The organism is Microcystis viridis FACHB-1342 (assembly GCF_014698335.1).
Taxonomy (GTDB): Bacteria; Cyanobacteriota; Cyanobacteriia; order Cyanobacteriales; family Microcystaceae; genus Microcystis; species Microcystis ichthyoblabe_A.
The window spans coordinates 34,158-57,145 of record NZ_JACJSV010000024.1; the positions used below are offsets into that span (position 1 = coordinate 34,158).

Annotated in this window: 24 protein-coding genes; 14 read left to right on the top strand and 10 right to left on the bottom strand. The window is 43.1% G+C overall.

Translation table 11 applies throughout. The annotated features are described in order from the left end of the window. Positions 1 to 46 precede the first annotated feature (46 nt). Both H6G40_RS09970 and H6G40_RS09975 read right to left on the bottom strand, forming a co-directional pair. Entirely contained in the window at positions 47 to 991 is a 945-nt protein-coding gene (locus H6G40_RS09970) for a PhzF family phenazine biosynthesis protein (RefSeq protein ID WP_002776634.1), read from the bottom strand. A gap of 264 nt (positions 992 to 1,255) precedes the next feature. Continuing rightward, positions 1,256 to 1,729 carry a hypothetical protein gene (locus H6G40_RS09975; RefSeq protein ID WP_002739904.1) on the bottom strand — a complete coding sequence of 158 codons (474 nt, stop codon included), beginning with the start codon at positions 1,727 to 1,729 and terminating at the stop codon, positions 1,256 to 1,258. Between the two features lie 61 nt (positions 1,730 to 1,790). On the opposite strand from H6G40_RS09975, the gene H6G40_RS09980 reads away from it, so the two are divergent. From H6G40_RS09980 to ligA, 4 genes are all read left to right on the top strand, one after another. Then, positions 1,791 to 3,110 (top strand): aminopeptidase P N-terminal domain-containing protein, encoded by a 1,320-nt coding sequence (locus H6G40_RS09980; RefSeq protein ID WP_123231059.1) that lies wholly within the window; start codon positions 1,791 to 1,793, stop codon positions 3,108 to 3,110. Between the two features lie 128 nt (positions 3,111 to 3,238). Continuing rightward, positions 3,239 to 3,805: a Uma2 family endonuclease gene (locus tag H6G40_RS09985; protein WP_002740295.1), complete on the top strand. Its 567-nt coding sequence runs from the start codon at positions 3,239 to 3,241 to the stop codon at positions 3,803 to 3,805. Between the two features lie 20 nt (positions 3,806 to 3,825). Beyond that, positions 3,826 to 4,392: a Uma2 family endonuclease gene (locus H6G40_RS09990; protein ID WP_190537600.1), complete on the top strand. Its 567-nt coding sequence runs from the start codon at positions 3,826 to 3,828 to the stop codon at positions 4,390 to 4,392. A gap of 14 nt (positions 4,393 to 4,406) precedes the next feature. Next, complete coding sequence (gene ligA, locus H6G40_RS09995) at positions 4,407 to 6,416, top strand: NAD-dependent DNA ligase LigA (protein WP_190537601.1); 2,010 nt, start codon at positions 4,407 to 4,409, stop codon at positions 6,414 to 6,416. A 4-nt stretch (positions 6,417 to 6,420) separates the two neighbouring features. Here ligA and H6G40_RS10000 read toward each other — a convergent pair whose 3' ends face one another. Together H6G40_RS10000 and H6G40_RS10005 are read right to left on the bottom strand one after the other, a co-directional pair. Beyond that, positions 6,421 to 7,266 carry a DUF2442 domain-containing protein gene (locus tag H6G40_RS10000; protein ID WP_190537604.1) on the bottom strand — a complete coding sequence of 282 codons (846 nt, stop codon included), beginning with the start codon at positions 7,264 to 7,266 and terminating at the stop codon, positions 6,421 to 6,423. 2 nt (positions 7,267 to 7,268) lie between these two features. Further along, positions 7,269 to 7,541: a DUF4160 domain-containing protein gene (locus H6G40_RS10005; RefSeq protein ID WP_223211069.1), complete on the bottom strand. Its 273-nt coding sequence runs from the start codon at positions 7,539 to 7,541 to the stop codon at positions 7,269 to 7,271. Between the two features lie 166 nt (positions 7,542 to 7,707). Here H6G40_RS10005 and sppA point away from each other — a divergent pair, with 166 nt between their 5' ends. Beyond that, the gene (gene sppA / locus H6G40_RS10010) at positions 7,708 to 8,529 is read left to right on the top strand and encodes a signal peptide peptidase SppA (RefSeq protein WP_110578845.1); all 822 of its coding nucleotides are present in this window, start codon (positions 7,708 to 7,710) and stop codon (positions 8,527 to 8,529) included. 68 nt (positions 8,530 to 8,597) lie between these two features. Continuing rightward, complete coding sequence (gene aroH / locus H6G40_RS10015; protein ID WP_190537611.1) at positions 8,598 to 8,999, top strand: chorismate mutase; 402 nt, start codon at positions 8,598 to 8,600, stop codon at positions 8,997 to 8,999. A 16-nt stretch (positions 9,000 to 9,015) separates the two neighbouring features. On the opposite strand, the gene H6G40_RS10020 is transcribed toward aroH, so the two are convergent. After that, the gene (locus H6G40_RS10020; RefSeq protein ID WP_190537606.1) at positions 9,016 to 9,909 is read right to left on the bottom strand and encodes an alpha/beta fold hydrolase; all 894 of its coding nucleotides are present in this window, start codon (positions 9,907 to 9,909) and stop codon (positions 9,016 to 9,018) included. 58 nt (positions 9,910 to 9,967) lie between these two features. Between H6G40_RS10020 and H6G40_RS10025 the strand changes: the two genes are divergently transcribed. After that, positions 9,968 to 10,816: an alpha/beta fold hydrolase gene (locus H6G40_RS10025; protein ID WP_069475407.1), complete on the top strand. Its 849-nt coding sequence runs from the start codon at positions 9,968 to 9,970 to the stop codon at positions 10,814 to 10,816. 144 nt (positions 10,817 to 10,960) lie between these two features. Here H6G40_RS10025 and H6G40_RS10030 read toward each other — a convergent pair whose 3' ends face one another. The 3 genes from H6G40_RS10030 to H6G40_RS10040 all read right to left on the bottom strand — a co-directional run bounded on the left by H6G40_RS10030 (position 10,961) and on the right by H6G40_RS10040 (position 14,302). Beyond that, positions 10,961 to 12,136 carry a lipid-A-disaccharide synthase-related protein gene (locus H6G40_RS10030; RefSeq protein ID WP_190537607.1) on the bottom strand — a complete coding sequence of 392 codons (1,176 nt, stop codon included), beginning with the start codon at positions 12,134 to 12,136 and terminating at the stop codon, positions 10,961 to 10,963. Beyond that, positions 12,129 to 12,596 carry a cobalamin biosynthesis protein gene (locus H6G40_RS10035; protein ID WP_071590361.1) on the bottom strand — a complete coding sequence of 156 codons (468 nt, stop codon included), beginning with the start codon at positions 12,594 to 12,596 and terminating at the stop codon, positions 12,129 to 12,131. Before H6G40_RS10035 ends, H6G40_RS10030 begins: the two co-directional genes overlap by 8 nt. 221 nt (positions 12,597 to 12,817) lie before the next feature. Further along, on the bottom strand, positions 12,818 to 14,302 hold the full coding sequence (locus H6G40_RS10040) for a polysaccharide deacetylase family protein (protein WP_190537609.1): 1,485 nt from the start codon (positions 14,300 to 14,302) through the stop codon (positions 12,818 to 12,820). Positions 14,303 to 14,570: 268 nt separating this feature from the next. On the opposite strand from H6G40_RS10040, the gene H6G40_RS10045 reads away from it, so the two are divergent. From H6G40_RS10045 to H6G40_RS10055, 3 genes are all read left to right on the top strand, one after another. Beyond that, complete coding sequence (locus tag H6G40_RS10045; RefSeq protein ID WP_130757402.1) at positions 14,571 to 15,878, top strand: hemolysin family protein; 1,308 nt, start codon at positions 14,571 to 14,573, stop codon at positions 15,876 to 15,878. Positions 15,879 to 16,202: 324 nt separating this feature from the next. Beyond that, positions 16,203 to 16,991, top strand: coding sequence for an ABC transporter permease (locus tag H6G40_RS10050; RefSeq protein WP_002739916.1), 789 nt, complete (start codon positions 16,203 to 16,205; stop codon positions 16,989 to 16,991). 194 nt (positions 16,992 to 17,185) lie between these two features. Further along, a complete protein-coding gene (locus tag H6G40_RS10055; RefSeq protein ID WP_002740279.1) occupies positions 17,186 to 17,770 on the top strand; it encodes a pseudouridine synthase in 585 nt (194 codons plus the stop codon). A gap of 21 nt (positions 17,771 to 17,791) precedes the next feature. Here H6G40_RS10055 and H6G40_RS10060 read toward each other — a convergent pair whose 3' ends face one another. Next, positions 17,792 to 18,220 (bottom strand): hypothetical protein, encoded by a 429-nt coding sequence (locus tag H6G40_RS10060; RefSeq protein WP_002740194.1) that lies wholly within the window; start codon positions 18,218 to 18,220, stop codon positions 17,792 to 17,794. A 198-nt stretch (positions 18,221 to 18,418) separates the two neighbouring features. Here H6G40_RS10060 and H6G40_RS10065 point away from each other — a divergent pair, with 198 nt between their 5' ends. Continuing rightward, positions 18,419 to 19,723: a hypothetical protein gene (locus tag H6G40_RS10065; RefSeq protein WP_002739648.1), complete on the top strand. Its 1,305-nt coding sequence runs from the start codon at positions 18,419 to 18,421 to the stop codon at positions 19,721 to 19,723. A gap of 156 nt (positions 19,724 to 19,879) precedes the next feature. On the opposite strand, the gene H6G40_RS10070 is transcribed toward H6G40_RS10065, so the two are convergent. Beyond that, the gene (locus tag H6G40_RS10070; RefSeq protein ID WP_002739907.1) at positions 19,880 to 21,406 is read right to left on the bottom strand and encodes a YifB family Mg chelatase-like AAA ATPase; all 1,527 of its coding nucleotides are present in this window, start codon (positions 21,404 to 21,406) and stop codon (positions 19,880 to 19,882) included. Between the two features lie 181 nt (positions 21,407 to 21,587). Between H6G40_RS10070 and H6G40_RS10075 the strand changes: the two genes are divergently transcribed. The 3 genes from H6G40_RS10075 to H6G40_RS10085 all read left to right on the top strand — a co-directional run. Further along, a complete protein-coding gene (locus H6G40_RS10075; protein WP_002740118.1) occupies positions 21,588 to 21,929 on the top strand; it encodes a histidine triad nucleotide-binding protein in 342 nt (113 codons plus the stop codon). Positions 21,930 to 22,012: 83 nt separating this feature from the next. Beyond that, positions 22,013 to 22,546, top strand: coding sequence for a retropepsin-like aspartic protease family protein (locus H6G40_RS10080; RefSeq protein WP_002739793.1), 534 nt, complete (start codon positions 22,013 to 22,015; stop codon positions 22,544 to 22,546). 227 nt (positions 22,547 to 22,773) lie between these two features. Beyond that, positions 22,774 to 22,988, top strand: a 215-nt coding sequence (locus H6G40_RS10085) for an IS4/Tn5 family transposase DNA-binding protein (protein WP_190537532.1), incomplete at its 3' end; no start/stop codon positions are given.

Below are 22,988 nucleotides of genomic sequence, written 5' to 3' on the forward strand. Positions count from 1 at the left end.
AAATTTTAATCTTTTCCTGTTTCTCACCGATTTCAGGGAATAATAATCACAATAACCCTTTTGTAGGGCTTTTTGTTTCCCCATCGGGAATTATCATCTTACCTTGGCAGACTAGAACTGATGCACCACCCACAGAAACTTCCGTAATTTTACGGTTGTTTTTCTGAAACTTTAATTGTAAACTGCTGGGTCTGCCCATTTCCACCCCCTGGATTATCGTCCATTGATTCATCCCTTCCCTAGAAGATTCTAAGGCCCCTAGGTAGCCCGCTAAAGCGGCCACAGCCGAACCAGTGGCGGGATCTTCCATAACTCCTAAACCGGGGGCAAACATTCGGCCATAGAGACGAGATAGGGGAGATTCTGGGTCAAAACAGCAGACAAAAAGGGAATTAGCGGGGGATTGACCTAATAATGATGACCAAAGAGTTAGATTTAGTTTTATTTTCCCTAAAATATCTCGATTTTTGACGGGGATGAATAAAAAAGGGAGACCACAGGAAAAAGCGCGTGGGGGATAACCGGGTAAGAAATCGGCAACGCGTAGGGAAAGAATCGCCGCTAAATCATCGAGAGCATAAGTATCCGTCACTAATTCTGGCAATTGTGCCACTTTTAACTCACTATAGACCGGTTTTTCCCCCTCCATGATAATTTTCACCGGTACTAAACCGACTCCTTCCTCCAGATAAATCGTGGTTTCTTGGTAGGGGGGAATAGCGCCGATTAGGGCTAAAATATAGGCTGTGCCGACGGTAGGATGACCAGCAAAGGGTAATTCGGTACTGGGGGTGAAAATCCGGACTTTTTTAGTGCCTTGGGGCGTTTCTGGCGCAAAAACGAAGACTGTCTCCGAGAAGTTAAATTCGGCGGCGATTTTTTGCATCTGGGTGCGGGTTAATCCAGACGCTTCCGGAAAAACCGCCAGGGGATTACCGCCAAAAATGCGATCGCTAAAAACATCGGCGGTATAGTAGGAATAGGTAGGCACGCGGGGGATAGGGCAACAGTTATCGGAGAATTTTTTGATCTTACAACTATTTTCACCCGTGACCGCTGGGCGCACGCGGTGCGCCCCTACTTTTGGCGCGATAATAAATATTATTGTAGGGGCGAATTGCCTTCGCCCTCTTTTAATAACTTCTGCTGCTCACCATCAGTCCTGTTAGTCTTTATTAAGAAATAATTAAAATACAGAGTTTTTCCTAAAGATAAGGTATGTCTTGAATCATCTCGGAGTCTCCTAATAACTCTACTACTTATCCGCTTCTAATCTGGCTAATAAACTGACTAACTTATCTCTGACGGAATTGTGAGTGTATTCGTCTTCAGGGTGGGGTTTTTGATGGGGTTTTTGAAAATAGGGACGTTCCCCGTATAATTGTCCCCATTTCACATCGACTCGGTGTACTAATTCATAGAGTAATTCTTGATTGTCTAAAATTTCTTCTAGGATTAACTGTAAAGCTTGAACGGGATTATCTAAATTTTGACTGACTTTGGTTAATTCTTCATCGACAATAAGCTGTAAAATTATCTGCAAAGCTCCCGAAGAATCCCCTAAATTAGCGGCAATAAATTGTTTAATCTCTGTGGTAACTTGCACCAATTTGGGGACAGGAGATTCTCCTTTGAGGAAATCCGCCCCCTCTTGAGCGATAAAATCTGCTAGGGTAAACTCGCGCCTTTCGATGATATCTTGGGAAAAATCCGGTTCTTCAGGGGTCATAAATTAAAAATATTAGCGATAATAGACTCTAGGACTTATTGTGACATTTTTAGGAATATCTATGGGCATCGATCGCAGAGAGTTTCAGCAGCGTCGTCAGCAGGTAATGGAAAAAATCGGCAATGGAACGGCAATTTTTCGCAGTGCGCCCATGGTGGTCATGCACAATGACGTAGAATACACCTATCGTCAGGATAGTGACTTTTTTTACCTGACAGGATTTAATGAACCGGAGGCGGTGGCGGTTTTAGCACCCCATCACCCCGAACATCAGTTTATCCTGTTCGTGCAGCCAAAAGACCCAGAAAAAGAAACCTGGACCGGCTATCTCCACGGTGTGGAAGGAGCAAAGGAAATTTTTGCTGCTGATGAGGCCTATTCTATCGAAGAATTGGACGAAAAATTACCCCAATATCTCGAAAAAGCCGAACGAATTTATTATCATCTCGGCCGGGACAAAACTTTTAATACAAATGTTCTCAAGCACTGGCAAAAATTAATCGCCACTTTTCCCCGTCGCGGCACTGGACCGACTGCTTTAGAGGATACTAATTTTATTCTCCATCCTTTGCGCTTACTGAAAACCGAGGCCGAATTGGACAATATTCGCCAAGCAACTGCTATTTCAGCACAGGCACATAATCGGGCCAGAGAATTTACCAAAGTTGGTCACTACGAGTATCAAATTCAAGCGGAAATTGAGCATACTTTTCGCCTAGAAGGGGGTATGGGTCCCGCTTATCCTTCTATTGTTGCTAGTGGTGCTAATGCCTGTATTCTGCACTATATCAACAATAATCGCCAAGTACAAGAAAATGAGCTTTTATTAATTGATGCTGGTTGTGCCTACAATTACTATAACGGTGATATTACCCGCACTTTTCCCGTTAATGGTAAATTTACCCCCGAACAAAAAATTATCTATGAAATTGTTCTGGAAGCTCAATTAAAGGCGATTGAAGTGGTAAAAACTGGTAATCCTTATAATCTTTTTCATGACACAGCCGTGAGGACAATTGTGGAGGGATTAGTGGATTTAGGGCTATTGGTCGGCGACATTGATGAGATAATTAAAGAGGAAAAATATAAGCCTTTTTATATGCACAGAACTGGCCATTGGTTAGGATTAGATGTCCATGATGCGGGAGGTTATAAAGTTAACGAAGAAACTTGGCAAACTTTGCAGCCTGGTCATGTTTTAACCGTGGAACCGGGGATTTATATCTCCCCCGATATTAAACCGGCTGAGGGACAGCCGGAAGTGCCAGAAAAATGGCGGGGTATCGGTATCCGTATCGAAGATGATGTGTTAGTTACTGCCACAGGAAATGAGGTTTTAACTGCAACGGTTCCCAAAAAAGTTGAGGATATCGAATCTTAAGTAAAAAGCTAGGTGTTAAAAATTGTCAGATTCCCCCTAACCCTAGGGTTGATTAATAGTAGGGTTGATTCATGAATCAACCCTACCCCCCTTAAGGATATTCAATTAAGTTTTTTCTAGAGATTATTATGGTTGTCACCAAAGAAAAATTATATACCTTTGCGGAATATTTAAATTATCAGGACTGCACGGATGATAAATACGAATTATTTAACGGAGAATTAATTTCCATGCCTCCCGCTAGTGGCTTTCATTCTTTGATACTTAGATATATATTTAAGGTGTTAGAAAGGGAAATAGAGAGGCTACAATTAGACTGGCAAGTTATGCCCGCTACGGTGGGAATTCGCACCGATAAAGCTAAATCGAGAATTCCCGACTTAATGATTTTAACTGCCGAACAATGTCAAGAGATTAGAAATATGACCACAGCAGTGATTGAATTTCCTCCCCTGTTAGTTGTAGAAATTGTTAGCCCCAATAATGCTGATGATGACTACCGTTATAAACGTTCAGAATACGCAGTGAGAGGCATTCCTGAATACTGGATTATCGATCCTATTGCCCTAAAAATATCGGTTTTAAACCTAATTTCGGGATTTTATGAACTGGCAGAATTTAACAACGAAGATAGGATAATATCGGTGACATTTCCCGATTTACAATTAACTCCTCAAATGGTCTTTGCACAGTAAAATATTAGCTGGAGACTTTTATGATTGCTACCCAACAAAAAATATATACCTTTGCGGAATATTTAAATTATCAGGACTGCACGGATGATAAATACGAATTATTTAACGGAGAATTAATTTCCATGCCTCCCGCTAGTGGCTTTCATGCTTTGATACTTAGATATATATTTAAGGTGTTAGAAAGGGAAATAGAGAGGCTACAATTAGACTGGAAAGTCATGCCTGCTACCGTGGGAATTCGCACCGATAAAGCTAAATCGAGAATTCCCGACTTAATGATTTTAACTGCCGAACAATGTCAAGAGATTAGAAATATGACCACAGCAGTGATTGAATTTCCTCCCCTGTTAGTTGTAGAAATTGTTAGCCCCAATAATGCTGATGATGACTACCGTTATAAACGTTCAGAATACGCAGTGAGAGGCATTCCTGAATACTGGATTATCGATCCTATTGCCCTAAAAATATCGGTTTTAAACCTAATTTCGGGATTTTATGAACTGGCAGAATTTAACAACGAAGATAGGATAATATCGATAACATTTCCCAGTTTAAAATTAACTCCTCAAATGGTTTTTGCCCAGTAGCATTATTAACGATTATGACTATCCCCTTAGAAATCCAACAACGCTGCCAACAATTAAAAACAGAACTACAAAGGGCCAGTTATGCTTATTATGTTCTTGATGATCCTTTTATATCCGATAGCGTTTATGATCAACTTTATCGGGAGTTAGAAGACATAGAAAAGCGTTATCCCCAATTAATCACCCCCGATAGTCCCACCCAAAGAGTCGGGGATAAAATCTCTAGTCAATTCGTTTCTGTTCGTCATAATATTCCCCTGTATAGTCTCGAAAATGCCTTTAACCTCGAAGAATTAAATAAATGGGGCAACCGTTGGCAAAGATATGTAAATGAAACCCAAGACACGGAATATGTGTGTGAATTAAAAATCGATGGTTCCGCGTTAGCTTTAACCTACGAAAACGGCTTTTTAGTCAGAGGTGTTACTAGAGGGGATGGAGTCAATGGCGAAGATATTACCCCCAATGTGCGGACAATTCGCTCTATTCCTTTACGCTTAAATATAGATAATCCCCCAGCAATTGTGGAAGTGCGCGGTGAAGCCTTTTTACCTCTCGATACCTTCGATAAAATCAATCAAGAAAGAGAAGAAAAAAGGGAATCTCTCTTTGCTAATCCCCGCAATGCGGCAGCAGGAACCCTACGACAATTAGATCCGAAAATAGTTGATAAAAGACGCTTACAATTTTTTGCCTATACCCTGCATTTAGACGATAACAATATCACTACTCAATGGCAATCCTTAGATAGATTAGAAACCATGGGATTTCTGGTTAATCCCCACCGTCAACTCTGTCCATCCCTGCAAGAAGTGGCGCAATACTATCAAGATTGGCAAGAAAAACGTCATCAATTAGCCTACATGACCGATGGTGTCGTAGTCAAAATCAACGATTTACAGCGACAAAATCGCTTAGGATTCACTCAAAAATTCCCCCGGTGGGCCATCGCTTTAAAATATCCTGCCGAAGAAGTCCCCACGGTAGTTAAAGATATTATCGTCAATGTGGGACGCACCGGCGCAGTCACACCCATGGCGGTGATGGAACCGGTACAGGTAGCAGGAACCACCGTACAAAGGGCTACTTTACATAATAGCGATCGAGTGGCCGAATTAGATATCCGCGTCGGTGACACGGTAATTATCCGCAAAGCGGGGGAAATTATCCCGGAAGTGGTGAGAATCCTGCCAGAATTGCGTCCTAGCCACACCTTACCCTTCCAGATGCCCACTAATTGCCCTGAATGTCAATCTCCCCTAGTCCGTCCGGTGGGGGAAGCGGTGACGCGCTGTGTCAATAGTTCCTGTCCGGCGATTTTGCGGGGAAGTGTGGTACATTGGGCCAGTCGCGATGCTCTCGATATCCGGGGATTAGGGGAAAAAGTGGTGATTTTGCTGATTGAACAGGGATTAGTTACCGCTATTTCTGACCTCTACAGCCTCGAAAAAACGGAAATTGCCAAATTAGACCGAATGGGCGAGAAATCCGCCTTAAATTTGATTAAAGCTATGGCTCAGAGCAAAAATCAAAGCTGGTCGAGGGTACTTTATGGGCTAGGAATTCGCTATGTGGGCAGCGTTAACGCCAAAATTCTCGCCGAAAGTTTTCGGACTGTGGAGGAGTTAGCTAACGCCAGCGTGACTAATTTAGCCTCTGTTTATGGTATCGGTGAAGAAATCGCTCAATCGGTCTATGATTGGTTTAAAATCGCCGCTAATCGGGATTTAGTCGCTAAATTACAGGCAGCGGGTTTACAATTTGCCGCAGCAGCAAAAACCACCACCACAAAAGCGACTTTAGCAGGGAAAACCTTTGTCATTACTGGCACTTTACCAACTCTCAAACGGGAGGAAGCGAAAGAATTAATCGAAAAAGCCGGGGGGAAAGTGACGGGTTCTGTCAGCAAAAAAACTGATTATTTAGTGCTAGGAGAAGCGGCGGGTTCTAAGCTAGAAAAAGCCCTAGAATTGGGCATTACTCAGCTAACCGAAGCACAATTACTCGAATTAATCAAGGGTTAAAAGCTTAAGACTGGAGCAAATCTACTGAAGTATTATCGATTAACCCAGCAACAGCATCAAGATAATCATTAAGTTCCATTTTGTGAGCTTGGGCAAATAAATTAAGGGTTTCTACCTTTGTTCCTTCTCCCTGTTCAATGCGTCTCACTTGACGCTCGGATACTCCTATAATATCTGATTGTCGCAGTTGATGCTGTTTGCGTAAAGAGGCAATCGCTCGACCAAAAATCTGATCATGTTTTAATTTAATCGCTGCAAACTTTTGTTTTGCTACTGGTTCAATCACACTCAAAAAAGCCTCTATATCAAGATGAATGTCCACGACTGGCCAATGAATATAACTACCATCTTCTGCTATAATAAACTTCTCTCTTTCTTCTAGAGGAATACGCTGTAAAGCTGGCATAGATGCAAAGGGAATTTCTAGCTCATCGAGATCACAGCGACTGATTAATAAACTTTCCCCAATAACTAAAGCTCTGGCGATTAAATGCTCTTGCGCTCCCCAAATCCAAGCATTAATCACCCTTGTCGGTAAAATAAAATCTCGATAAACGAGGGTATTTCGCAGGGTGCGTAAATTGGCCTGTTTAAATAGTTGCGGCAACCAGATAGAATCAATGTCTGCTCGGATAAAAAGACCTCGCAGATGATGTTTATCATTAGCATTTCTGGCAATATCTGACACTGCTTTTAAACTGGTCAAAGAAGTACAAATAAAGATGTTTTTTAAAGAATCAATATTCTTTAAATCTGGTAAAGAAAGAATCTGCACAGATTGAAACTCTGGCAAGAAATTATAAATTTCTTTATCCTCAATTATAACAGTAATTTCTGGCTTATTTAACATGATTAATTCCCCTGCGTACAGACTTTTGCCTCCCATTCAATCAGGAGCGCAGAACGATTGGCTAAAACGTGGTCGAGTATTTGCTTTTTTTCCTTACTAGATATTTTGGCATTGGCGGGCCATTTCACCTGAAAATTTAGACCATTTTCTTGATTACAAAGTAAGAAAAAAACTCTAATTTCCCATTGGCCCGGTTTACGAACATGAAAATGAGGTGGCAAATGATCGTGAGAATTGAAAAACAGATCTAAGCCATCTAAATTAAAGGATTCCACCTTGCCCAAATGTTCACCTCGCCTACCTCAACTCTGGTCACTTAATGCCATTATACACTTAACCAGACATTTTGTCCTTAAATTCTGAAATATAATGTCTGCTTAACCTAGAACGATCAAAGCGTTAGATTAGAGAGAGTCCTTTTTTGAGAGATATTTAAACCTGATGGTCTGGCCTTTTAAACCGAAAACCCGCAAACAAATCGCTCGAATAGAAATTACAGGTGCAATTGCCTCCGATACCCGCCAAAGAGTCTTAAAAGCCCTAGAAATCGTCAAAGAAAGGCAATATCCCGCCCTACTTCTCCGCATTGACTCCCCCGGGGGAACCGTGGGGGATTCCCAGGAAATTTATGAAGCATTGAAGCGGTTACAAAAAACCACGAAAATAATCGCTAGTTTTGGCAATATTTCCGCCTCTGGCGGCGTTTATATCGGTATGGGGGCTAATTATATTATGGCTAACCCCGGCACGATTACCGGCTCGATCGGTGTTATCCTGAGGGGGAACAATCTAGAAAGATTGTTGGATAAGGTGGGAGTTTCGTTTAAAGTGATTAAATCTGGCCCTTATAAAGATATTCTCTCCTTCGATCGAGAATTAACTGATGAAGAAGAAAGAATTCTCCAGGATATGATCGATACCAGTTATCAGCAATTTCTGCAAACCGTCGCCGGAGCGAGAAATTTAGATGTCAATCAGGTGAAAAGTTTTGCCGATGGGCGCATTTTTACCGGTCAACAGGCGTTAGAATTAGGAGTGGTTGATCGCCTGGGAACCGAGGAAGATGCCCGACTTTGGGCGCTAGAATTGGCAGGATTACCCCCAGATAAAACTAAATGTCAGACTATCGAAGAACCGAAACCCCTGCTCAGTCGTCTGACGGGCAATCGTTCCCAAATACCCCCAGGATTACAAAAAACCCTACAGCGTCTAGAATTTGAATTGGAAGTTAACGGACAACTATTGTGGTTATACCGACCCTGATGACCAGATTAAAGTCGAGAAAAAGGGCGCGTTAACCCCTAAAATTGACTCATCAGGATTATCGGAGGATAACAATCGTGCAGTGGAAGGTTCGAGCCATTCGGGGAGCAACGACGGTAACGGTTAATACTATTGAAGCTATACGAGAAGCAGTGACAGAACTCCTCGAAGCGATCGAAATTCACAATAGTCTCGATCCCGATGATATTGTTAGTATTATCTTTACGGCAACTCAGGATTTAGACGCGATTTTCCCCGCTGCTATCGCTCGCGAACGTCCCGACTGGCAAAATGTCCCCCTCCTCGATGTGCAACAGATGCACGTCGCTAGTAGTCTAGAAAAGTGTATTCGCGTAATTCTCCACGTTAATACTCCCAAACTACAAGGGGAAATGCAGCACGTCTATCTCCGGGGGGCGAAAAATCTTCGCCCCGATTGGCAGATTTCTCCAGTAACTATTAATCGCTAAAATCTTCCATAACTGACTAAATCCCCATTTCCGACAGCCAACTCAAAATTAATTGATTAACTTTTTCGGGATGTTCATCGTGGGGACAGTGACCAGCTTTGGCAATCGGATAAAATTGGGTATTATTGCCCATTTTAGCTCTTTCTTGGTAAATTACCGAACCAGCGATCGGTGTCCAAGGGTCATCCTCTCCCCAGAGTACCAATAAAGGGCGATCGATTGGCGGTAATAATTCCTGGGGAGAAGGTCCAGGGGGTGCTGTCAACACCGATGCGAACACTCCCCACGCACCCGCATCACAGGAGGGTTGATAGAGAATTTCGACTAATTCCTCGGTAATCGCAGTATGGTCGCGATAAACCTGTTTTAAGGTGTTCCGGATGCGATTTTTCTGTCTTACCTGTTCAAAAATAAACTTTCCTGTCACGGGGGAACTAACTAAACCGGTAAAGGCAGCCATGATTAAACGCAAGGGGAAATTTAATTCTTCGGGACGATGGTTTAATCCTCCCGCACAGTTGATAATTACTCCTGCGGCAGTGATTTCGGGAGATTCTGCCATCAGCATTAAGGCAATCAGTCCCCCGATGGAATTACCGACAAATACGGTCGGTTTTGCGATTTTTTCCCGCCAAAAGTCTTGTATTTGCCGCAGCCAAAGGTTGAGACTATAATCTAAAGCGGGCTTATCCGCACCCCCAAATCCCAAGAGATCTAGGGCATAGACTTGATAGCCATTTTCCGCTAAAACGGGGATATTTTTGCGCCAATGACCGATAGATGCCCCAAAACCGTGAATTAATACTAGGGGTTGTCCTTCTCCCCGCACGGTGTAGGGGATGGTGTGACCTTGCCATGTCCAAGACAATTGCTCTAAGCTAGTCCCAGTGATCGGAGATTGTAGTGCCATTGTATGAAGTTTTATTAAGTGATAGGTAAATTATAGAGTAAAAATCAGTCGAGAATTTATGCCACAACGCCAGACTTTTACCAATAACTCGATGGCAATTTCCTATTTACAATGGAGCGATCGAGGTATGCCTCTACTATTATTGCACGGCATGGCGGATCATGCTCTGGTTTGGTCAAGTTTGGGCGATTATTTACGCTCAAATTATCAAGTTATTGCCCCAGATTTGCGGGGACATGGGGAAAGCGGTAAACCAACAACCGGTTATCACTTTCAGGATTATATCGGCGATTTAAGGGCTTTAATTAATCATTTAGGTTGGACGCAAGCACATATTTTAGGTCATTCTTGGAGTGCTAAAATAGCGGCGATTTGGGCAACTCAACAGCCAGAAGTATTTAAGAGTTTAATTTTAGTCGATCCCTTTTTTATCGATAAAATGCCTAGTTGGATTAGGATAACTTTTCCAATTCTCTATCAGGTTTTGCCCTTTTTAAAGATTACTCGTTCTTTTGATAGTTATCAGAGCATAGAAGCGATCGCTCGTCAATTAAAACAATATAAAGGTTGGTCAAATTTACAGCAAGAGGTGTTTAAAAATGCCATTGAACAAAAAGCGGATGGCAGTTGGAGCAGTAAATTTACTTTATCGGCACGCGGGGAAATTTTTGAGGATGTCATGGGGTTTGCTGGATTAACTAAAGCTTTAGATATTCCCAGTTTATTAATCCTTCCTCAACAAGGATTAAATCGCACTACTTGGCAAATTCAATCCTATAAAAAGTATTTAACTTCTCTAGAGATTAAAAAGATACCGGGTAATCATTGGGCATTTTTAGGGGAACCTGAAACTTTTAATCAAGCGGTGGCTGAGTTTTTATCTGTTCGGGAAAATGACGATGTTTAATTAGAAGGTAATTGAGCTCATTTTAAGCTGGATTACGCTGCCCTAAGTAGGTAGGTATTAAAAACTTTCAGATACCCCCCTTATCAAGGGGGGTAGGGGGTATCAAACCTAAAATCCATTTTTAATTTAATTATAACTAGCTACTTAACACCCTAATTTCATATAAATTTCTTCGGCAATATTCTTGCTACCTCCAGACTCTCCCACTCTAATTTTACCGTTCTCTAAACATCTATGTAAATACTGAGAGTCTGCCAAAATATCGATAATTTTAACCGCAGCATTTTTAAATAAATTTACCTCCGTGGGTTTCTTTCCAATAGTTATCACCGATTCCCCTAATAAGCGCATTTGTGCCTCAGCAAAAGGGTAGGTAAATTGGGGACCAAATCCGGGTATTTGTAGGACGGGTTTTCCTAATCCTACCGCTTGTTCTACTGCTGTCCCCGCCATGGCTAAACAAGCGTCACAATGGTGTAGAATATCGGCAAAAGCATCACGATAACAGCACAATAAAGCCCCGTTTTTCTCTAGTTTTCCCGCTCCTAAATAATGCCATCCCTCTTGTTTAGCTAAATTTTCTAAGTCGGTTTCTCTGATACTAGGAACGATAGCAGCCCGAAACTGCATCGGTTTAATTTTAACTATTTCCTCACAGACTTGTAACTGTAAAGCTAAATTACTCAAAGCTTCGGGTAAACGACTCCCCGCTAATAAAGCAATCATGGGAATTTGACTATCTAATTCTAAATCTTTACCCGTTGGTGTTAAGACATCCATAATCGGATAACCAGCAAAAATCGCTTTTTTAATACCCCGATTTTGTAGGTCTGTTGCTGTATATTTATCTCTGGTAAAAACCCTTAAACACTTGTCTGATCTTAAACATAATTCTGTCAGTAAAGGTAATTTAATTGTACCTTCGTAATAACTGGAAGTAGAAACAATAAAAGCCACAAAAGGACGACCAGTTAAACGAGCGATCGCAATCGGCACAATATCCCCCACTGCTATCAATAAATCACAATTCTTGCTAACTTTAAAAGCTGCCTGAATTTGTTTAATAGTTAGACCGATTAATCCCGCCCCAATATCTTTAATCCAATTAAAAGGATTGGTATAAATAATTCCCCCCGATGGCATAGTGGCAGTGGGGGCAATAATGGGTACTGGCAATTTTTGATAAGCTTTTCCCTCTCCCACTAAAGGCAAAGCAGCTATAGATAATTGGGGCTGAATTTTTTGTAATTCTCCCACAATTAAACTAGCATTTAAATCCTCACCATGACCATTACTAAGAAATAAAACCTGTTTAAGCATCGATTTCGTATCCTCTATATTCCCTTGCTGCCAAAGAAACTGCCACCGTCACCGATTTTGCTTCTATTTGCTTGCTGACTAGCAAAATCTCGCCCATTTTTAAAGCGGCAGCCTCAGCGACGCTAGGGGTTCCCCCTTGCTTGTTGACAATGGCTGAGGGATTGGGGACATTAATATCTCTCAACTCCTCGACAGTAAAGGTTTTTAGGGGCAATCCTTTCTCCTGACAGTAGGTAATTAAACCCAGTTCATCAGCTTTGATGTCAAGGGTGGCGATACCAGCAATAGCGGCTAAAGAGAGGTGATAACGCTGAAAAACAGCCCTAATTGCCCTATCTATGACCGCTTTCTCCGTGCCCCGGATGCAACCTATGCCTAGCCATAATACTCGTCCATGGCACTGCACTTTTACCCCGGAAGAATCGGGGGGTGGGTGGAAAGCAGGGGAAGCGCCAGTCATCATCGGTGTTGTCTCTAATTGTTGCGGGATTAGGGTTGCCAACGGGGAGAATCACCTTGGGGCTGTTTGGTAAGCTAAAAAACAGTTAAGAGAGGGTTCGTAAATTAATGTAAGGAAGATGGATTGTTTCTCGCCGCTCCCCGATACCTTTTTAACAGGATTTAGTTTAATACACTTGTGCTAATAGGGCGCAGAATCTGCGCCCTAGATAGCTTACTATCCTAGCGGGTTAAGGCCGCGCCTCTTGCGTATAAAGTGCGGGCATAATCGGTCCAAGTACCCTGGCCCCAATAACGGAAACAACTGGTTTGCACGAGCAAATTATAAAGTAGTGCCTCCAGATAATCCGGTCGTCGGGTGAAGCTAGGATCCGCCTGTACTAAAGGATCATATTTCTCGTGGAATTGAGCGCTTAATTGGTTCATCGGTTCGAGGACATTTTCGTAACCGCGCACCCAACTGAGATCATTTGTCCAAGAGGCCCCATCCATGCTAAAACGGTGGTCGGTCTGTTTTAACTCAACGATCGCCTGTTCTACCGCTTCTGGGGTAGCGGCATCCGGATTAACTCGCTGCCAGATTTTATGCTGGTGTACGGCTTGAATTGGGGGATAATCTTGGGGATTAACGCCAGCAGCCTCGATTAACTCCAGATATTCCGTACCGTTAAATCCTGCCACACTGGAACCCCCCTGCATTTCCCGCCAAGGATTGGGAAAATCGCGAGGAAATTCATTCATCATCACGCCACCATTTTCACCATCGGCAATCTGGGAACCTAAGGAAGGAACCCAAACGCCGCCGATTTGCTGTTTACTGCGGCATTTGGCCTCGTGGTAGGGTTGCATTTGGGCAACTAATTTGGTGTCGGAACCCTGGGTTTTAATCAAAGCAGTAATCGCAATCACTTCACCGCGAGAATTACGGGCCACCAGGCGATTAGGAATATATTTTTGTTCCTGACTCAATCCCGAACCGTCGAGATTTTCCACCGAGTGTTCCTGTACCAATAACCAACGATAGCCGCATTCTTTCAGAGCTTTAATATACTCGTAGAGGGTATCGGGATGATTAGGAAGGTGCATTTCCGGGGGAGAGAACCCTTTGACTCGTTTTAGAGCATCCACGCCAAAAATCGAGGCAAAATAGGTTTGCCATGCTTGCATCTGTAATTTTAGATCAGGAATCGGTGTGGAAGGAGCCACCGCGTGACTCCACATCGTCCCCAACCATTCCACATAGGGTTGATATTGACTGTTACAGGTGATTAATTTGAGTTTATCGAGGATATCCTGCCGTCCCATCTGCACCAAACCCCAGAGGAGATTGCCGGAATAATCGAGCATAATCCGGGGATTACAGCCTTCCGCCACCAATTCCGGGATAAAATCGCCCATGCGACTGTAACACCAGGCAAAAACGCTGGCATTGTGGTTATCACCATCCCCCTGATTTTCGAACATATGCTGGAGATTGCAGATTAATTCCCCGTTAACACCCGCCGGGATAGTGGGTTGGTGCATATGCAAGGCACAGGCAAAACCAGCCTTAATATTGTCTAATTTGAGATTTGTTGTCGGTAAAAAGATCGGATCATCGTGATTAACAATCGCTGCGATTTCCTGTTCCCAACCGCAAATAGTTGGTAGTCCGGGGCGTATTTCCGTGATAGGGTTCGATTTCGATGATACGGGTGTAGCGATCATAATTTTTCAGGCGAATAGATTGAGATAGTTTGTCCCCACTCTCCCAGGGACAACTTTTTTTTACTGGCAACAGGTCACTCCTGACTGTTCACTGCTAACTGAGCTAAGAGTGCGGACTTGATCCTATCCCATTTATACTGGGAGTAACCCCCTCCAGACACAAGCCTTCGTAACTCGTTAAAAATCAAGATGATTCTTTACTGAACTTAACCGATCCTCGCACTATGATACAAACAACTATCCGCCCTTTTACCTGTAACCTTTAACCATGTTCTCGGCGACTACCGAAATTCTTGTTATCTTCTTCCTCATCCTCCTCAATGGAGTCTTTGCTCTCTCGGAAATTGCCATTGTCTCGGCCCGCAAAATCCGTTTGGAACAATTAGCCAGAGATGATCGACGGGCGGCGGTGGCCTTAAAATTGGCCAATGATCCCAATCAAATTTTATCGACGGTGCAGATTGGCATTACCCTCGTGGGTATCTTTGCTGGGGCCTACGGAGGGGCTAATTTATCGGTCAGTGTGGCGCAATTATTGGCGCAAGTTCCTGTTTTAGCCCCCTATAGTCAAGCTTTGGGATTAGGATTAGTGGTGTTAATTATTACCTATCTATCCCTAGTGGTGGGGGAATTAGTGCCGAAACGCTTAGGTTTAAGTAATCCAGAAAAAATCGCTATCCTTGTTGCTAATCCTCTCGACAGGTTATCAAAAATTGTTTCGCCCGTTGTCCATCTTTTGAGTAAATCGACTAATCTGATTCTCGGTTTGTTGGGGATTAGCGGTAATAATAATGATTCCCCAATTACGGAAGAAGAATTGAAAATTATGCTTAAACAGGGAACCGAAGCGGGAACCTTTGAGGAAGCAGAACAGGATATGGTGGAAAGGGTGTTAGGATTGAGTGATCGCCGAGTAAGTCAGATTATGACCACGCGTCCGGATGTTGTTTGGTTAGATTTGGAAGATAGTGCCGAAATTAATCGCCAGAAGCTAATTGAGAGCAATCATACCCGTTTTCCTGTGTGTCAGGGCAGTTTAGATGAGGTTTTGGGGGTAATTGAAGTCACAGACTTATTGGCCGATTGTTTAACCGGTGAAAGTTTCGACCTAACGAAGGATTTACAGCAGCCGCTTTTTGTGCCGGAAAGCACTAGGGGTTTAAAAGTTTTAGAATTAGTGCAGCAAAGTGGTCATCATATTGCCTTGGTAGTGGATGAGTACGGGGTGATTCAAGGATTGGTGACGCGCCAGGATATTTTAGAGGCAATTGTCGGCGATTTACCCCAATTAGATAATATTGAAGATGCACAGATCGTGCAGCGGGAAGATGGTTCTTGGTTGATTGATGGCACAGTGGCGATCGAAGATTTTAAAGAATTATTTGAAATCAGTGAATTACCGGGGGAAAAACAGGGCAATTATCACACTTTAGGGGGTTTTATTATTACCCATCTTGGTAGGATTCCGGGGGCTGCCGATCATTTTGAATGGCAAAGGTTGCGTTTGGAAGTGGTGGATATGGACGGTAATCGCGTCGATAAGGTGTTAGTAACGCTCTTGTTGGATGATTTGTAAGTAAGTAGCTGGTTATATAGCGTTTCCTAAGCTGGTGAGGTACGCCTATTTTTCTTCCCTTTTGCCTAAAACCCATAACTTTTGTACCTCAGCAGACGGAAAAACGCTATATAACACCTAACAGCTGATGAGATGCACCCGAAGGGACTATTTTTGCAAGCTTGAGCGGCCAAGTCATTAGCCAATTTTGCCACAAACCCTAAGTAGCATCATGCTCAACGGATTTAGGATGATTATTTTTCTAGTCCGAAAAGCTCGCTCTTGAAAAAGGGGACAATTGTTAATTATTATTAAAAGTATATTTACTAATTAACCAAAATACCAGTGAAACTAGCTCAAGCTCAGACGATATTAACAGACACTTTAACCGTATTTTGGGGAGAATGGCTAGATTTACGGGCGAGAGTCCTTCAGATCGCCGCCACCGGTCTAGTTTCTCCCCTAATCTATATTATCGGTTTCGGGTTGGGGTTGGGAAGTGCCCTCGATCGCTCGATGAAACCCTCGATCGGCGATTCTTATCTAGAATTTATTTTACCCGGAATGGTGGCCCTGTCCTCAATGGCGATCAGTTTCGGGGGAACCACCTTTTCCATCTGTGGCGATCGCTTATTTAGTAAAACCTTCGAGGAATTATTATTACTTCCCGTCCATCCTCTCTCATTATTTTTAGGCAAAGTTTTCGCGGGAATTTTGCGCGGTGTAATGACTTCTGCATCGGTGATTCTCATTGCTATCTTATTTACAGGAAAATTTGCCAGTTTTCTCAATCCCCTCTTTTTATTAGTTTTAATCTTAAATTGTGCCGTCTTTGCCGGTTTAGGGGCAATTGTCGGATTGCGAGTTACATCCCTCGAAAGTGTCAGTCTGTATAATAACTTTTTAATCGTGCCGATGTCTTTTTTAGGAGCAACTTTTTTCGATCCCCAAACCTTACCCTGGCCATTAAAAATTATTGTTTATTCCTTACCCCTCACCTATGCTAGTCTGGGATTAAGAGCCGCAGCCTACGATATTAATCAATTCCCTTGGTTCGCTATCCCCATTTTGTTAATCGTCGCTATTCTTCTCTCGATTGTGGGTGCTTATCAATTCTCCCATCAACGGGATTAAATCAGTAATCAGTTATCAGTTATCAGTTATCAGTTAAGTACCCAGGCAAAATTAATTAAACATATCTAACTACCTCTTGCCTTTTGCCTCTTGCCTTTTGCCTATCTTCACTAGGAAATTTATTTTACACGACTACTTATCTCCTGACTCCTGACTCCTATCTCCTGACTCCTATCTCCCGACTCCTTTTTCCCTTGAATAAATATATCCTTTTTTATAAACCCTACGATGTATTATGTCAGTTTACTGATGAAAATGGGCGCTCGACTTTAAAAGATTATATTCCCATCCCAAATATCTATTCTGTCGGTCGTTTAGATAGGGACAGCGAGGGATTATTATTACTCACAGATAACGGTCAATTACAGCATCGTTTGGGCCATCGTCAATTTGCACATCCGCGCACCTATTGGGTACAAGTCGAAAGAATTCCAGACCTAAACGCTTTAGAAAAATTGCGTCAAGGTCTTCATATTCAGGATTATCGCACTCGACCGGCAATAGTTAATTTACTAGATTTTGAACCGGATTTACCCCCCAGAGAGCCAGCGATTCGTTATCGAAAATCTGTTCCCACCGCTTGGTTAGAAATTACCTTAACTGAGGGAAGAAATCGTCAGGTAAGAAGGATGACGGCTGCCGTTGGTTATCCCACTTTAAGATTAATTAGAACCGCCATTACTATTGACAAAAACAATAAATTATGCTTAACAGGATTACAACCCAATCAATGGCGAGAAGTGACTGAAAAAGAGAGAAAAGCCTTAGAAAAATTGTAGATTAAATTATTGATAAATCAGCTATAGATGCTCATTTTTAAAAACTTCAAACACCTGCCGGCTGAAATATTTTAACTTATCAGCCACCTTAGGAGAGGGTTGATAATTGCCGACTAATTGCCAATTTTCCACCGTAGATAGTCGCCAAGCGGTTCCTTGATGGTTAAAAGCCTGCATTTCTAAGCCAATCAAACGCTGATGCTGATCCTCGCTATCGAGATGAAAACGAATTTGTACCAGAATACTGCGCCCTTGAATTCTGGGACTCCAACCGGGAAAATGGAAAGCGATATCGATCGAGTCGGGATCCGTTAACTCCCTTGTGTGGGGATCGTTGCGCCAAGGTTTCAGATCTGCCTTTGCATCGGGGAATTGTTGTTTAAACAGGTTGACGAGTGTGGCGATCTTCGCCGTTAATTCTAATCCTTTTGCCTGTTCCGACGCATTCATGCTCACCTCTGATAATTGCTTATAAAGTAACTATTTATACAGTTTAGCCCTGCTTTTTGCGACTATTGGAACAATTATAACGATATTTTCTCGATCGAGTCCAAAATGCCGCACCTGTCAATCAAGATAGCCGCCACCAAAAAGACAAAATCAAAACTACACTAGAAAATAGGATAATCGACAGGAACAGTATTTTCTATGAATCCCCAAGAGTCTCTATTACAATCGATCGAAAAATTAGGCTATCGGGTTACGGTGGGTGATGTGGCGGCAAAATCGGGTTTAGAGATTAACGCTGCACAACAGGGATTATTAGCTTTAGCTGCGGAAGCGGGGGGACATTTACAGGTAGCAGATACGGGGGAGATTATCTATCTTTTCCCCGAAAATTTTCGGTCGATTCTTCTGAATAAATATTGGCAATTGCAGTTAAAAGCTTTCGGGAGTAAAATCTGGAAAGTAGTTTTTTATGTTATTCGCATTTCCTTCGGCATTGTTTTAATTATTTCGATTTTAATCCTGTTGCTGGCTATCCTAGCGATCCTGATCGGCTTAATGTTTAAAGATAGTGACTCGGATAACAATTCGGGAAATAATAACATTAATATTAACTTCTTTCCCACGGACTTTTTCTGGATTTTTTATCCCGATTTTGGTAATAACTACTACGAAAGAAGAGATCGGGAAGTTAAGGCAGACAAACCCCCTAGTAAGATGAATTTTCTCGAGGCAGTTTTTTCTTTTCTTTTTGGCGATGGCGATCCTAATTTTAATTTAGAGGAGAGACGCTGGCAAATTATCGGTAAAGTAATTCAAAATAATCGTGGCTCGATTATCGCTCCACAAATTGCCCCCTATCTCGATAGTATTACCCCCAGTCATGAGGAGACAGAAGATTATATACTACCAGTTTTAACTCGCTTTAATGGATTGCCGCAAGTATCCGATCGAGGCGATATTATCTATTATTTTCCTGATCTACAGGTGACAACCAAAGAGAGAAAATTACAAACAGTTTCCCCCTATCTAAAGGAAAAACGCTGGAAGTTTAGCGAAGCAGATAGCGGTCAAATTATCCTAGCTTTAGGTTTAGGGGTGGTTAACTTTATCCTCGCTTTAGTTTTAGGATCTTTGCTCAACAGTGATAGTGTGGATTTGAGCGGTTCTCTGGGGTCAATAGTCACAGGAATCTACGGTTTTCTCCTCAGTTATGCCGGTGCTTTTTTGGGGATTCCCCTCGGTCGTTATTTCTTTTTACAGTGGAGAAATGAGCGGGTTAATCAACGCAATCAACAGCGAGAAAAAAGAGCAGATTTATTAGCCCAAAGTAATCCTGAATTGGAGCAAAAACTGGACTACTCTCGTCAATTTGCTGACCAAAAAGTGATTACAGATGCTGATATTAGTTATTCTACCGATCAAGACTATCTCGAACAAGAGATCGAGCGCTCCGATAAAATCGATCAAGAATGGCAAAAACGCTTAGAATCCCCCGATTCTTGACTCCTGACTTGAAAGAGGGTGTAGGGTGTAGGGTGTGGGGTGTGGGGTGTGGGGAAAGAAACCTCTTTCATCTGTGGTGGTGAAAATTTTTTCATCAGCACTGACTCCCCAGACTCCTGACTCCTAACCCCACCAACAAACTTTTTGCCGCAAACCCTAGCTTAAACGATCGAGAGTGCGATACTGAATTGCTTCGGCAACGTGGGAACTTTTCAGCATTTCACTATCTCCTAAATCGGCAATGGTGCGGGCAACTTTGAGAATGCGATCCATTGCTCGGGCCGATAAACCCAATTTTCGGATTGCCCCTTCTAAAATATGGCGACTGCTCTGATCAAGAGCGCAAAAACGCCGCAAATGCTCGGAATTCATCTCCGCATTAGAGCGAATCCCCGTATTCTGAAAGCGATCGCTGGCCTTTTGCCGGGCCCCTTCTACCCGTTGCCGCACTTGCTCAGAAGCTTCTCCCCGACTCTCTTGGGTCATTTCTTCCGGTTTCAGGCGATTTACCGTCACTTGTAGGTCAATACGGTCTAAAAGCGGCCCCGATAATTTCGCCCAATATTGTTCCCGTTGTCGCGGTGAACAGCTGCAGGGTTGCACCGAATCGCCGTAATAACCACAGGGACAGGGATTGGTACTGGCCACCAAGGTAAAACGGGCCGGAAAAGCGACGGAAAGACGAGTGCGAGAAATGCTCACATAACCATCCTCTAGGGGTTGTCGGAGATATTCCAAGACACTGCGCTTAAATTCCGTTAATTCGTCCAAAAATAAAATACCACGGTGGGAAAGGGAGATTTCTCCCGGTCGGGGATAAGTGCCACCTCCCACCAGCGCCGCTCCGGAAGCGGAGTGATGGGGACTGCGAAAAGGACGCTCGCGCACCAGGGAACCTCGATCTTTCAGTAATCCAGCGACGGAATGAATCTGGGAGACTTCTAGGGATTCGGCAAAGGTAAGCTGGGGCAGAATTCCGGGTAAACGTCGCGCTAACATGGTTTTACCGCTGCCCGGTGGCCCGACAAAAATTAGGTTATGACCTCCAGCTGCGGCAATTTCCAGGGCCCGCCGGCCAATTGCTTGGCCTTTGACATCCTTGAGATCGGGGAGATTTACCTGCGATCGCCCAAATTCCTCGGCAGCGTTAAAAGTCATCGGTGAATAGCGATCGGGTTTATTTAAGAAATTTACCACTTCCGATAGATGACGAAACCCATACACTTGTACGCCTTTGACCACGGCCGCTTCTTTGGCATTATCGGCGGGAACCACTAAACCCTTGATCCCCATTTTTTCGGCGGCGGCAGCAATGGGTAAAACCCCCGCCACGGCACGCAAACTGCCATCGAGGGATAATTCACCTAAAAAGAGAAAATCCCCCAATAAATCGGCTTCTACCTGTTCGGAGGCTCCTAAAATGCCGATACTAATCGGTAAATCATAAATTGGACCCTCTTTGCGGATATCGGCAGGACTTAAATTGATGACAATTTTGCGGATGGGAAAGGCAAATCCGGCATTTTTTAGGGAAGCTTTTACCCTTTCTTTCGACTCCTGCACGGCGGTATCGGGTAAACCCACCACGGCAATTCCGGGCAATCCCCCCGATACATCCACCTCTACCCCGATTTTAATGGCATCGATGCCGATAATTGCCGCACTCCAAACCCTTGCTAACATTTTGGCTCAAGTAAAAATAAAGTGAGTTCTTAGGAAAATGAAACAGGATGTTAGGCTAGTTTTCCGCATAAAAATGATTTTATCTGGGAATTTACCCTGAAAATCAGCCTATTTCTCGGGATAACCTAGCCAGAAAAGCTGAGAGCTTAATGGTATAGTTGAAAAAAAAAGCAATTTGTCTATGAGTGAGACTATTTTTAGCAAAATTATCCGGAAAGAAATTCCCGCCTCGATCGTCTATGAAGATGATCTGGTTCTCGCTTTTCGAGATGTTAATCCCCAAGCACCCACCCATATCCTCATTATCCCCAAAAAACCGATTCCGAAACTAGAGGAAGCCAGCGAAGGCGATCGCAATTTATTGGGACATTTGTTACTAACTGTTAAAAAGGTGGCCGCCGAAGCTAAATTAAGTCAAGGTTATCGCGTGGTGATCAATAATGGGGAACAGGGGGGTCAAACCGTCGATCATCTTCATGTCCATCTCTTAGGCGATCGCTCAATGGCTTGGCCTCCGGGTTAAACTCCTGTTATTTTCCCGTATTTTTGGGCAATTATAGGGCTAGAAGCGTTCTTTTCCGAGTCGGTCTTCTCGATGTTAAACCCATGAATAGGTCTATTTCTGCGATCGCATTAGCCAGCACTCTGCTGTTATTTCCCTTCACCCCTACGACTCTCGCTCAATCGGAATGCTTTCTCCAAAGAGCAGATGGACAACACATAGATCTTAGCCGTCTCTGTGGCGGTTCATCTAGAAATAGGAAAAATTCCCCGCAAGTTTATCAGCTACCGATTCAACGCCGGGTTAAAGGCATTCCCACGGTGATGGTAGTTTTTAATCACCGTCACTCCTATGAAATGCTTTTTGATACAGGTGCTAGTGGCATCGTCCTCACCGATGCCATGGCGAAAGCGATGAAAGTCAAACGGGAAAGGAAAGTAATCAATAATACCGCCGGCGGTGTCGTTACTGGTTATCTTGGTCGCATTAATTTTGTTAAAGCTGGCGAGATGACTTTATATAATCAGATTGTTAATATTTCTCCCCAAATGAAAGGGTTAGGACTCTTGGGACAAACCTTTTTTGGTTCCTATGATGTCACGATCAAAAAAGATGTGATTGAATTACGTTATCGTTGATAAGTAGCTGGTTATAATTAAATTAAAAATGGATTTTAGGTTCGATCCCCCCTGCCCCCCTTGATAAGGGGGGTGCCGATAGGCGGGGGGATCCCCCCTGCCCCCCTTGATAAGGCTATCCATTAGTCAGATCTTTCTTAACAAAAAGAGAAGAAACTTAAAAAAAGGGGAAACGATTGATAGGTATAGTTTTGAAAGAAGGAATTAAGGTGGAGGTAAGCAAAAAAATGGAGAAATGGGCAGCCCAAGAATTACAGTATGCAGACCTAGGGGACACCAGAAGAAAGAAAAGGTTAATCAGTATCGTAGAAAACTTGGCCAGCCAACCTAGTACAAGTGTGCCACAAGCTTCGGGAAATCTAGCCGCAGCGAGTGCCACCTACGACTTTTGGAATTCCCCCTATTTTCACCCCTCAGATATAATTGCCGCCCAAGCCAAAAG